Source organism: Deltaproteobacteria bacterium (genome assembly GCA_016930875.1).
GTDB lineage: Bacteria > Desulfobacterota > Desulfobacteria > Desulfobacterales.
Genome location: JAFGFW010000019.1, coordinates 1 through 12574, shown reverse-complemented (window position 1 = coordinate 12574; position 12574 = coordinate 1). Strand labels below are relative to the sequence as shown.

12 protein-coding genes are annotated in these 12574 nt (G+C 49.7%); 2 read left to right on the top strand and 10 right to left on the bottom strand.

What is annotated here, in order from left to right; genetic code table 11:
• From lspA to JW883_01730, 6 genes are all read right to left on the bottom strand, one after another.
• The gene (gene lspA / locus JW883_01755) at positions 1–477 is read right to left on the bottom strand and encodes a signal peptidase II (protein ID MBN1840989.1); all 477 of its coding nucleotides are present in this window, start codon (positions 475–477) and stop codon (positions 1–3) included.
• Positions 478–630: 153 nt separating this feature from the next.
• The gene (ileS, locus tag JW883_01750; GenBank protein MBN1840988.1) at positions 631–3432 is read right to left on the bottom strand and encodes an isoleucine--tRNA ligase; all 2802 of its coding nucleotides are present in this window, start codon (positions 3430–3432) and stop codon (positions 631–633) included.
• A gap of 130 nt (positions 3433–3562) precedes the next feature.
• Complete coding sequence (gene groL, locus JW883_01745; protein ID MBN1840987.1) at positions 3563–5206, bottom strand: chaperonin GroEL; 1644 nt, start codon at positions 5204–5206, stop codon at positions 3563–3565.
• Positions 5207–5250: 44 nt separating this feature from the next.
• Complete coding sequence (gene groES, locus JW883_01740) at positions 5251–5541, bottom strand: co-chaperone GroES (protein MBN1840986.1); 291 nt, start codon at positions 5539–5541, stop codon at positions 5251–5253.
• A gap of 619 nt (positions 5542–6160) precedes the next feature.
• Positions 6161–6445 carry a zinc ribbon domain-containing protein gene (locus tag JW883_01735; GenBank protein ID MBN1840985.1) on the bottom strand — a complete coding sequence of 95 codons (285 nt, stop codon included), beginning with the start codon at positions 6443–6445 and terminating at the stop codon, positions 6161–6163.
• Positions 6446–6522: 77 nt separating this feature from the next.
• On the bottom strand, positions 6523–7071 hold the full coding sequence (locus JW883_01730) for a hypothetical protein (protein ID MBN1840984.1): 549 nt from the start codon (positions 7069–7071) through the stop codon (positions 6523–6525).
• A gap of 168 nt (positions 7072–7239) precedes the next feature.
• Here JW883_01730 and JW883_01725 point away from each other — a divergent pair, with 168 nt between their 5' ends.
• A complete protein-coding gene (locus JW883_01725) occupies positions 7240–7335 on the top strand; it encodes an AURKAIP1/COX24 domain-containing protein (protein ID MBN1840983.1) in 96 nt (31 codons plus the stop codon).
• Between the two features lie 110 nt (positions 7336–7445).
• Here the strand turns inward: JW883_01725 and hflC are convergent, their stop codons facing one another.
• Positions 7446–8390: a protease modulator HflC gene (gene hflC, locus JW883_01720; protein ID MBN1840982.1), complete on the bottom strand. Its 945-nt coding sequence runs from the start codon at positions 8388–8390 to the stop codon at positions 7446–7448.
• A complete protein-coding gene (hflK, locus tag JW883_01715; protein MBN1840981.1) occupies positions 8387–9421 on the bottom strand; it encodes an FtsH protease activity modulator HflK in 1035 nt (344 codons plus the stop codon). The genes hflC and hflK overlap by 4 nt, the downstream gene beginning before the upstream one ends.
• Positions 9422–9644: 223 nt before the next feature.
• Between hflK and JW883_01710 the strand changes: the two genes are divergently transcribed.
• Entirely contained in the window at positions 9645–9944 is a 300-nt protein-coding gene (locus tag JW883_01710) for a DUF721 domain-containing protein (protein ID MBN1840980.1), read from the top strand.
• A 70-nt stretch (positions 9945–10014) separates the two neighbouring features.
• Here JW883_01710 and JW883_01705 read toward each other — a convergent pair whose 3' ends face one another.
• Together JW883_01705 and JW883_01700 are read right to left on the bottom strand one after the other, a co-directional pair.
• Positions 10015–10731, bottom strand: coding sequence for a tRNA1(Val) (adenine(37)-N6)-methyltransferase (locus tag JW883_01705; GenBank protein MBN1840979.1), 717 nt, complete (start codon positions 10729–10731; stop codon positions 10015–10017).
• Positions 10732–10741: 10 nt separating this feature from the next.
• Positions 10742–12076 carry a DUF1015 domain-containing protein gene (locus JW883_01700; GenBank protein ID MBN1840978.1) on the bottom strand — a complete coding sequence of 445 codons (1335 nt, stop codon included), beginning with the start codon at positions 12074–12076 and terminating at the stop codon, positions 10742–10744.
• Positions 12077–12574: the final 498 nt, after the last annotated feature.

The following is a 12574-nucleotide window of genomic DNA, read 5'->3' as shown; positions in this document are numbered from 1 at the left end:
TCAGATCTTTCGCAACAGTACGTTCAGGCACAATATGCCGACTCCCACCGAGATTGCACTGTCAGCGATGTTAAAAGCCGGCCAATGTGCTGTGCCAACATAAAAGTCAAGAAAATCGATTACCTCTCCGAAACGGAGACGGTCAATGAGGTTTCCCAAGGCTCCCCCAAAAATCATAGCGAGCGCTACCGCCACCCACGGCTTGGTGGAAGCAAGTCTCCTGTAAGAGTAAAGAATAATTCCAAGGGCCAAACAGGAAACCACCAGGAAGAACACTGTTCGAAACCGTGTCGCTTCCCCGGCCAACAATCCAAAGGCGCCACCAGTATTCCGAATTTGAGTTAGCGCAAAAAAACCAGGGATGACTTCCAGGGTTTCATGAAGTGAAAAAGCGCGCATGACAATTGCCTTGGTCACCTGATCAACCAAGATTGTGACGCCGGCAACCAGGACGAGGGTAGTATATTTTTGTTTCAAATTTGATGGTCTCTTCGAAAGTCCGAATTAGACGGCAAAGTAAAAAGCTCCAAATTCAAGGCGCGCAAATCCTGAGGAATGAGGCGTACTTATGGTACGCCGCAGTGACGAACGATGTAGCGGAACGCAGAAGTTGGACTTCTTACGAAGCCGTCAAATTTCGGCAGCCTTCAGAGCTTCTACGCAGCGCGAACAAATGGTCCTGTGCATCTCGTCAGCGCCCACTGAAAGATCATGTATCCAGCAACGTTCGCATTTTTCGCCAGCCGCACGATCGATACGAATCCAAAGATCGGGCATACTCGTGCTTTGGTAAGCGCCGTCCAATTGTTCACCGGATACTATGGTCACCTCTGAGACAATAAAGATCGCGCGCAGTTCTTCAACCGTGGGCTTCACTGCTTCAAGGAATACTTTTGGCAAACTCAGCGTAACCGCGGCATCAAGCGAGTGGCCGATCATCTTCTGCCCCCTGGCTTCTTCCACGGCCTTGCTCACATCTGCCCTGAGAGCCAGGAGATATTCCCATCTTTCGGCCAGATTGGCATCCACAAATGACTCGTTGACCTCCGGCAGTGGAGCAAGATGGACACTGGCTGGCCTTGCGTTCGTTTTCGGCATGTGCGCCCACACATCCTCGGCCGTAAAAACCAGGATGGGCGCCTGGATACGTGTCAGAGTATCGACAATGATATTGAGTGCACTCTGAGCCGAGCGTCTGGCCCTGGATCCTGGTGGCGACGTATAGAGCCTGTCTTTCAAGACATCCAAGTAAAAAGCGCTCAAATCCAATACGCAATAATTGTACAAACCGTGATACACACTGTGAAACTCATAGGTCTCATAGGCTGCGCGAGATCGCTTCACCAACTCCTGAAGACGCTGAAGGGCAAATCGATCAATCTCCAGCATATCGGCATATGGAACGACATCTGTATCAGGATCAAAATCGCCAAGATTCCCCAGGATAAACCGGCTTGTGTTGCGAATCCGGCGATAGGCATCCGTAAGCTGCTTGAGAATCTTTTCCGAAATCCTTATGTCGTCCTGGTAATCCGAGGCCGCAACCCACAAGCGAAGGATCTCGACACCGTATCTGTCGATAATCTCGCTGGGTGCAATCACATTTCCCTTGGACTTGGACATTTTTTCGCCATTGCCGTCCACGACAAAACCGTGAGTAAGCACACTCTGGTAAGGCGCTCTTCCGCGAGTGCCCGCTGCGGTGAGAAGGGCGCTGTGAAACCATCCACGATGCTGGTCGCTTCCCTCCAGGTACATGTCGGCCGGCCAGGTCAGATAATCTCTGCTTTCAAGCACAGCCGTGTGGCTAACACCAGAATCGAACCAAACATCCAAGATATCCTTTTCCCTCTCAAATGCTTCTCCCTGGCATTCAGGGCACTTTGTTCCCTCCGGCAGAAGAGTAGAGGTCTCGGCATCAAACCAGACATCAGCTCCGTGCTTTTCAAAGAGTCTTGCCACATGATCAATGATCTCCTGTGTGATGAGACATGACCCGCATTTTTTGCAATAAAAAGCCACGATCGGAACACCCCAGGAACGCTGGCGGGAAATACACCAATCCGGACGGTTTTCGATCATGCCATGTATGCGATCCCTGCCCCAGGAGGGAATCCAGGTGACCTGGTCAATACAACTAAGGGCTTTGTGTCTAAGACCCATCTTTTCCATGGAGATAAACCACTGTTCAGTAGCACGGAAAATTACAGGTTTCTTGCACCGCCAGCAATGCGGATATGTGTGTTCTATTTCCCCCTTGTTGATGAGCATTCCCGCTTCCGTCAGCCTGTCAATAACCGCGTCGTTGGCACGAAAGACAAACGTGCCGGAAAAAAAGTCAACATCTTCGGTAAAGCAGCCATTATCGTCCACAGGAGAGTAGATATCCAGGTCATAAGCCAGGCCCACTTCATAGTCTTCACGTCCGTGCCCCGGGGCAGTATGGACACAACCCGTTCCCGTGTCCAAGGTCACGTGATCGGCCAAGATGATCAAAGACTTGCGATCGTAAAGGGGATGACGGCAAATGCCGTGCTCCAACTTCTTGGGATCAACTTCAGCCAATATCTCATAATTCTTGATCCCGAAAACCTCCATGGCGCTTTCCACAAGGCCTTTAGCCAAAATATAAACCTCGCCGCCGTCCACCTGCGCTGCCACGTACTGAAAATCAGGATGAAGGGCAACCGCAAGATTGGCCGGAATAGTCCATGGAGTTGTGGTCCATATAACCAGGTAGATTTTCTTCCCCGTCAGGGAGGAAATCTCGCCGCTTATGTCCGAAAGAAAAGGAAACTTCACATAGATGGACGGAGAAGTTCGAGGTTCGTATTCCACTTCTGCTTCCGCCAGCGCCGTCTTGCAAGCGCTGCACCAGTATATCGGCTTTTTACTCTTAAAAAGGCTTCCATCAATGGCAAATTTGCCGAATTCCCGAACGATAGTCGCCACATAGCTGTAGCTCATGGTAAGATAAGGATTATCCCATTCGCCCATGACGCCCAGTCTTTTGAACTCTTCCCTTTGAATCGCAATAAATTTTTCGGCGTAGGCCCGGCATTGCTTTCGAACTCCAGTCTGGCTCATTGTGTTTTTTCTTTCCCCCAGTTCCTGGTCAACCTGGTGTTCTATGGGAAGACCGTGGCAATCCCATCCCGGCACATAAGGTGCGTCGAATCCATCCATTTGACGGGATCGGATGGTCATGTCCTTCAAGATCTTGTTAAGAGCCGTGCCAATATGGATATGCCCGTTGGCATAAGGTGGGCCGTCATGCAGGACAAAGCGCGGTCCGCCCCTGGATGCCTTCCGGATCTGTTCGTAAAGCCCTGTTGCCTCCCATGTCCTGAGAATCTCAGGCTCACGTTTGGCAAGATTTGCCTTCATAGGAAAGTCTGTTTTAGGAAGGTTCAAAGTTGTTTTGTAGTCCATGGCATTTTCTCCGGAAATAGAATCGCTGCGCGATTTTATGTAACGCGGCTACGCCGCTGCTGTCAAACAGAAAAAAAGCCTCCTCGCTCGCGCAAGGAGGCTTTTATAACTAACTTACTAGGCGATCGTTTTAGTACATACCGCCGCCCATGCCGCCCATACTGCCGCCCGCAGGCATAGCAGGCATGTCTTTCTTCTCCTCGGGTTTTTCGGCAACCATCACCTCGGTGGTCAGCATCAGTCCGGCCACGCTTGCCGCATTCTGCAGTGCAAATCGCACAACCTTGGTCGGATCGATCACGCCGGCTTCCATAAGATCCTCATATTTCTCCGTCTCGGCGTTAAAACCAATGGCGCCTTTTTCCTTCTTAACCTGGTCAACCACCACGGAGCCCTCGTGACCTGTGTTATTAACGATCTGGCGAAGGGGCTCTTCCAGGGCGCGCTGTACGATCCTTACACCCAGCTTCTGATCCGCCTTGATTTTCACCTTGTCCAGTGCTGGAATACACCTGAGCAGGGCCACGCCTCCGCCAGCCACAATCCCTTCTTCAACTGCGGCGCGGGTGGCGTTGAGGGCATCTTCGACTCGAGCCTTCTTTTCTTTCATCTCAGGTTCGGTGGCCGCGCCAACATTGATGACCGCTACACCGCCAATCAATTTGGCCAAACGCTCCTGGAGTTTCTCACGGTCATAGTCCGATGTCGTCTCCTCAATCTGAGCCCTGATCTGACGCACTCGCCCTTCCAGATCCGAGCGGGAACCGCCACCGTCCACAACTGTAGTGTTATCCTTATCAATGGTAATCCGTTTTGCCGTGCCCAGATCGGATAGACTTATGTTTTCCAACTTGATCCCCAGGTCTTCAGAAATAACCTGACCGCCGGTAAGAATTGCAATGTCTTCCAACATGGCTTTTCGGCGATCTCCGAAACCGGGCGCCTTAATGCCAGCGCACTGAAGAGTGCCGCGAAGCTTATTTACGACCAATGTGGCCAGCGCCTCTCCTTCCACATCTTCGGCAATAATCACAAGGGGCTTTCCCATCTTGGCAACCTGCTCAAGGATGGGCAGGAGATCCTTCATGACGCTGATCTTCTTTTCGTTAATCAGGATCAACGGATCCTGAAGAGAAACTTCCATCTTTTCCGGGTCTGTGACAAAATAGGGAGACAAATAGCCACGGTCAAACTGCATCCCTTCCACGACTTCGAGCGTAGTCTCCATGCTCTTTGCCTCTTCCACGGTGATCACGCCCTCTTTGCCGACCTTGTTCATGGCCTCTGCAATAATGTTTCCTATGGTTTCGTCGTTGTTGGCCGAAATGCAGCCCACCTGGGCAATCTCACGCTGGTCCCTGGTCGCCTTGCTCAACTTGGCGAGTTCCGACACAACAACACTTACAGCCTTATCAACCCCTCGCTTGATGGCCATCGGGTTGTTGCCCGCTGCTACCAGCTTCTGACCTTCACTGTAAATAGACTGGGCCAACACAGTGGCGGTAGTGGTGCCATCTCCGGCCACATCACTGGTCTTGCTGGCAACCTCCTTGACCATCTGGGCGCCCATGTTCTCAAACTTGTCCTCAAGCTCGATTTCCTTGGCTACTGTCACGCCGTCTTTGGTAATGGTGGGAGCGCCCCAGGATTTCTCCAAAATTGCGTTTCTACCTTTAGGGCCCAGGGTAATCTTGACCGCATTGGCCAACGTGTTAATCCCCGCCAGGATGGCCTCCCGAGCCTTGATATCGTATTTGATCTCTTTTGCAGCCATATTATTGTATCCTCCTTGGAATTTTTGTTGCTGGCAATATCAGTCTATTTTTCAATGACACCCAGCACATCATCCTCACGCATAATGAGATATTCTTCACCCTCGATCTTTATGTCCGTACCGGCATATTTGCTAAAGAGTATACGGTCATCTTTTTTCACGTCCAGAGATCTCTGGGTACCGTCTTCCAGGACCTTGCCCTTGCCCACTGAAATAACCAGACCTTCAGAGGGCTTTTCCTTGGCTGAGTCGGGTATGATAATGCCTCCTTTGGTCCTATCCTCTTCTTCCAGGCGCTTCACGAGTATTCGATCTTGCAAAGGTCTAATCTTCATAGTGCTAAATCTCCTTTTTTAAAAAAATCAACTTTGTTTCTTTCCTCTTTCGGTAATCCATTCTAACTCCAGCGATACAAATGCCACCCCCTTTCACAAAAAATGAAACTACTTAGTTTTCAAAAATAAACCAAAATTGACGGTCTCGTAAAAAGTCGAAAAACACCTCTTTCTGTCATTCCGGCCCGCTGAGACGGGCTAACAGCGCGGCTAGCGAAAGCCGGAATCCAGTTTATTCAGCTAGTTAGAAAGGCTCTGGGCTCCGGTTTTCACGACTCGACTGAGCTCGTCGAAGTCCGGAGTGACGACTTTTTACGAGATTATCAAAATTGTACAGGAACAAACTTAAACAGCACGACACTCCCGGGAACATATTCGCAAATATAATCATGGACTTGATCTTGTAAAGGGGATAAGAAAACTTTTTCTTGCCTTAAACGACAGGTTTGCAGGGGCAGTTTCTGGCTAATCTTTGGCTGGCTTCTGTTACAGGCTGACTTCCGTTACACTACCGTGCTGTAACAGGAGTTCGGAAAGCCATGTACAAGCTCTTACAGACCCTCCTTTTTTCCGGCATTTTTTAAAACCGGGGCCGCTGGCGCCCTTGGTATGAGCCGGCTCAAACCCCATCCTTTGAAGGAGCTGGCTTTGTGTCGGTTTTCTTAACTTTTGCCTCTGACGTCTTATTAGCTTTTCCCGCTGAAGAACTGGAACAACTCCCGCCCTTGTTCGCATAATCAGTCACGTACCAACCAGTACCCTTGAGATGGAAAGTGCTTTGCGAGATGAGTTTCTGAAGCTCGCCGGAACAGTGCTTGCACGTACTCAATGGGGGATCCGAAAACTTCTGCCAGATCTCCGCCACCCTCCCGCATTTCTTACATTCATATTCGTAAATGGGCATCGTTACACCTCCCCAAATATATACATTAATTAAACATAACTAACAATGACAATTTGTCAAGTGGGAAAATCGTCTTTCTACACGTCCTTGACATCCTCCAAAGGTCCTTGCCAGGCCCTGTAAAACTCAAGCACAGCTTGCATTCCGTCGATGGAAGCGGGTTCCAGGATCGCCCGGGTCTCTTCATGAACTCTAGCTTCTTCTTCCATTTTCTCTTCCGGCGAAGCCTCAAAGGCCTGCAAGAACTTCGCAAACCTAATGACATGGATTAATTCATGGCTGACGACATAGAGAACAAACGGAAACAAGTGGAGATCCGGAAACTCATTCACGGTTGGAAGGATACGGTGATCCTGAAGGCATATCTTATAGAAGTCATACCTCGATGAACCAAGGAGAGTCTCTGCTTTCACCCCTACATATCTGATGATTTGCGCAAAAGGCCCGTGCACGATTTCTTCCGGAGACAGATCGGCCAATGTCTTGATATCGTAACGCCGCTGCCGCCATTCAGCAAAGGACATCTTGTAAGCATTGCTGGTCAACTCTTCGGCCAGGGCAACTGCTTCGTTCACGACTGCCAGCTCTTCTTTCCCAAAAACCTGCAGAGCTTCTTTGGAATCCATTTTCACCTGATTTGTCTCGAAAGGCTGTTCCCTATCGGAAGTCCACTTGGTCTTTTTCTGTTTATCACAATCTTGTGACCACGACTACGAAAAAAGCTGGACATGTGATGTCCAATATACTAGAAATCAGCCGGTGCAAAAAAAACGGTAGAGAATGGAGGTGATGCAGTGGGGAGTGTTATCAAAAAACGAAAAAAAAAGATGCGCAAGCATAAACACAAAAAGCTATTGGCTCGCACCCGTCATCAACGAAGGAAGAAATGATGAACATTACATCACATGCTTCTTTACCAAAAAGAGGCGCCACATGAAAAAAGGTGGCGCCTCTTTTGTATCTGAAAGGCGTGCTAAATCTCAGCCTTGCTCAGGACACGCTACCTCTTTCCTCCATATCCCTTCAAATATTGGAAAAATTCACTATCCGTGGAAAGAACCAGCGAACTGTCCTTATCCAGAGTCTGTCCGTAAATGTCAAGAGTTTTCACAAAGGAGTAGAAATCAGGATCCAAACCATAGGCATCTGCATAGATCTTAGTGGCTGTGGCGTCGGCTTTACCCATAAGCTCCTGGGCCTTTTTGTAGGCCTCCGAAGTGATCCGCTTTAACTCTTTTTCCTTGTCACCTTCGATCTTGCGGGCTTCCCCTTTGCCCTCAGAACGAAATTTTTCGGCAATCTGTTCCCGCTCGGCAACCATTCGGGCAAAGACCGACCTCTGGACCTCTTCCACATAATTGACTCGCTTGATCTTAACGTCAACCACCTCAATGCCGAACTTGGCGAGCTTGGGCTGGGCCTGCTCCATGATTCCCTTGGCTATTTTTTGTCGGCCTATTTTTACCGTGCCCAGGTCTCTCTTGTCCCTGATATCCTCCAGGCCTAGTTCAAAAGTGTCGAGTTCTCGATCTGTTTTCCTCACGGTTTCAATCAGGGGATACGAGGTAATAAAGTTGCGAACCGCAGCGTCAATGATGTCGTCCAGACGACTTAACGCGCCTGTCATGTTCGTAACGGTCTGGAAAAACTTCAGAGGATCCACGATCTTCCAGCGGGCAAAAGTGTCTACCAATATGAATGTCTTGTCCAGGGTAGGAATCTGCCCTGGATCGCCGTCCCACTCCTGCAGGTTTTTGGGGAAATAATTCACGTTCTGTATGAAAGGGATCTTGAATCTAAGGCCAGGCGCCCGGATTGGTTCACGAACCACCTTGCCGAACTGAGTCACCACAACCTGCTCGGTTTCATCCACCGTGTAGACTCCTCCGGAAAGCAAAAGAAGGATAACAATGATGAATACGATTATGAATCCTTTGGATTTCATTTCTGTGCCCCCCTTTCTTGGCCAAGATTAAGCAGCGGAAGCACGTTTTTCTGGTCCGCATCAATAACATATTTTTTGCCCAATTTGGGAAAGAGGTCCTTAAGCGCTTCCAGATAAAGGCGCCTGCGTGTGACATCCTTTGCCTTGGCATATTCCTGATACTGGGCACTAAACCTGGAAGCATCCCCCTTAGCGCGGTTAACCCGATCCAGCGCATAGCCCTCAGCAGACTTAATAGTCTTCTCAGCATTCCCCTTGGCAGCAGGAATGGCCTTGTTGTACTCCTCTCTTGCCTGATAGATCATGCGCTCCTTTTCCTGGACCGCCTGGTTCACCTCATTAAAGGAAGACTGGACCGGCCCAGGCACATTCGTCTTTTTCATCTCGATTGTCGAGACATAAATACCGGTTTCTGCCTCATCGAGCTCTGTCTGCAAGAGCGCCCGTGCCTCATCGGCAATTTCTTCTCTCTTGCTGATGACCTCATTAATACTCCTGTCGCCCACCACCAGGCGCATGGTGGACTCTGACAGATCCCGGAGCGTGCTTCTCACATTGCGAACTTTAAACAAGTACTGGTAAGGATCCTTAATGCGGTACTGCACAATCCACGGAACTACGGCCACATTGAGATCCCCTGTAAGCATCAAAGACTCTCCATCATAGGCCTTGTCAGCGGCATACTGCGTGCGGACACCTGCGCGAAGCGTTCGAAAACCGAATTCTTCCTTGTACACAAAACGGACCTTAACCTTGGTCACTTTCTCAATACCCGTGGGGAGCTTAAAGTGCAGCCCAGGCTCCACCGTGCGTGCGTATTTTCCAAACCGTTGAACGACTCCGACCTCATCTACACCCACGGTATAAAAAGCAGAACTACCCAGATAAACCGCGATGACAATGAGGACAATAATCCAGGCCCCTGGTTTATTAAACTGCTTGAACTTTTGGACCACTTCATCCATCTGCGGCATACCGCCTCCACCGGCCCCTTGTTGCTGTTTTTTCAACTTATCCCAATCCCATGGCATCGGTCGCTCCTATTTTTGTAATGGTCAGAACTTGCTCAGCCGGCAAGCAAGAGCCCTCAACTCTGGCATCTGGCATCCGGCATCGGCTATCTCAAGTATCCGGTAATATAGGCCACCCGTCTGACCGGGTCAAGGGAAAACACACGTGACAATACCGATTTGTTGACACAAGGTGTTTGGTCAACTATGTATGGACTCGGTAATGAGACTCCCAAGGAAAAGAATGGACAGACCGGCCCATCTCGGAGGCATCTTAAGGGATGCTCTAAAGGCTTCCAATCTGGATGTAGACTTGGATCTCTACAGGCTCTGGGAACAATGGACTGATCTGGTTGGCCCAGTCATTGCTCAAAACGCCCGGCCGGCGGCGATCAAGGGAAAACTGCTTCTCGTTAATGTGTCAAGCGCTCCGTGGATGCAGCAGCTTCAATATTTGAAATCTGAGATGATGGAAAAGCTGAACAGCGCCCTTGAAAGAGAGGCGGTGAAGGACATACGGTTTAAGATTGGGCCGATAGAATAAAAGCCGAGCCCATAGGACGCGGCTTTGGTTATAGCCGGAGGTAATTTGGATCCTTGGAATTTCAATACTCCTAAAATGATATCATTTTTTTAACCTCGTCAGTGTAGCTTCCGTCTCTTTTGTGCACAACAAGGGGCGGGGAGACTTTTACGCCGGGTTTCCCATGTTTCGATCCCTCAGCCAAAACCAGCTCAGCCTCTGAATGTTCTCTGGAATGAACCAGCCTCAGCCTCTTGGGCTCAAGCTTGAAAGCTCGCATCTGCGTGATAAGATCCGTGGCACGTTCCGCAGGATAAATGACGAACAGCCGACCTGATGGCCTGAGAAGTTTTCCCGCCACAGATATCACATCAGAAAGAGAAACTGTTATCTCATGCCGGGCTACAGCCCTCTCGCGATCCGGACACACTCGGCCTGCCAGGAACCTGCGATACGGCGGGTTGCTGAAGACGACATCGGCCCCACCCGGTCTCAGATAGGATCTGAAATTCCTCATGTCCTGGTGCACAATAGTAATTCGATCTTCCATGTCATTTAGCCGCACATTCGCTGCAGCAAGCTCAGCAAGATCTCTTTGAATCTCAATCCCGTAAAGGTGCGCTGAAGGAACCCTATGGGCAAGGATTATGGAGATGATTCCACAGCCGGCGCCCAGATCGACTGCCGTATCCGTGTCCTTCAAGTCAACATGATGGGCCAGTATGGCTGTATCAACAGAGAATCTGTAACCTTTTTTTCTCTGACGTATTTTCAGGCGACCTCGAAACAGGCTCTCCGTCGTGATCATGGCTTACTGGTTAGCAATCATCAATCCTATTAATGACAAGACCGCTTATACCTTTCGGGTAGAAATAGGTCGATTTGCGTGGCATGGTAAGACCTGCTTTTGAGACCTCTTCCACATTGGATAGCCTGGTGGGATTAAGGATGAGAGCAACTTCACATTCCCCGGCACTGACAGCTTCAAGGGCTTTTTCGGTCCGGCTCGTGTACAAAATGCGCCTCTCATCATCCAGGGCAGCATCGTCAAGGTCAAAGATCTTTTGAAACACGAGTTTCGTGGCAATGGTAACATCAAGCTTTCTGAGGGGTACCGGGACCTGTCCGTCAAAAAGCCTGTCCATGATCCCTTCTCTGATCTGAAGAACGTAAAAGACTCTGTGGCCTCGAAGGACAGCTCCAATGACCCCGCATTCAGCCCCTGCCCTGATCTTTGCCAGGAATCCCGCAAGAACCTCCGCACGGTCAGCAGCCTCAAACTGCATGGTCTCTATATCGAAGTAGGCATGGGCTTTTTCCGCAAAGCCGTCCATGACATGTTGCGGCACATGGGAAAGGAGACGATGCACCGGACGTATAGTCAAGCCAGGGTCGTGCATGCTGCACAGATACATCATCACAAAATTGCAAGCCGCCTTGGGATCAAGTGCACCGGACTTTGCCACGGTCTGGTTTCTGAAATTGAGAGCCGTCTCATAACGGTGGTGTCCGTCAGCAATGTAAAGGGGCTTGTCATACAGCTTTTGTTGTATCTTTTTGTGAATCCGTTGATCCGTTACGCGCCAGAGTCGGTGACGGGATCCGATCAGTTCTTTAAATTCGAAGTCGGGCTTTATCCCCTTTATGCATGATCGAAAGGGGCCAACGATCTCTCCATCCGGATCTGAAAATAGCGAAAAGATTGGACTGAAATTCGCTTTGCACGCTTGCATGAGTCTGAGACGGTCTGCTTTAGTGGCCGAGAAGGTCTTCTCATGAGGGAGGATGCTCCCCTTTTCAAAATCCTCAAGTTGAACCAGCGCAATGATTCCAAAACGGGTACGTACGATGTCCTCGACGTCATAATCAATTTCCGTCAAATATATGGCTGGCTCCGTATCCTGCGTTAGTATCCCTTGATCGAGCCAACTTCGAAAACACTCGGCCGCTCGTGTATAACGATTGTCGCGGTTGGTATCCTGAGGGTCTCCTTTGCTCAGAATCAAGCGAATCATATTCTGAGGATGGCGTTTGAAGTACTCCTGCCGCTCCCGTTCTGATATCACATCGTAAGGCGGGGTGATTACATCCCTTAAGTCCTGAATCTTCTCACGATTGTAAAAAATCCCCCGAAACGGTGCAATTATGGCCATAGCGAAAACTCATCCAATCTCATAACATTTTTTTGGACATCATAGGACCGTAACCGAGCTAAAACGCACTGTTGCGGCTTGGCGCCAGGAGGCTGTCCAATGCGGAATCAAATTTGTTACTAGAAAGGAAGACCTTCTGCAAGCTCTAAATCTTGACGGCTTCGTAAAAAGTCCATCTGTCCGCCTCCGGCGGATTGCGCTTCATTCCCGCCCTGTTAAATTCTCGCTATGCGAGACGGCGGAGCCGATTTAACAGGGTAAATCATTGCGATCCGCCTGAGGCGGATTACTGTGCCGTCTTTTTGCGGACTTTTTACGAGTCCATCAATCTTGATCTGGGAATATTGACAGTGCCTGCCAAAAGGGTTATTAATCCGTTGGTTGTGAAATTAGGCATTTCTTTGCGCGTGTGGAGAGGTGGCCGAGTGGCTGAAGGCCCCGCTCTCGAAAAGCGGTATCCTGTCAAAAACGGGATCGTGGGTTCGAATCCCACCCTCT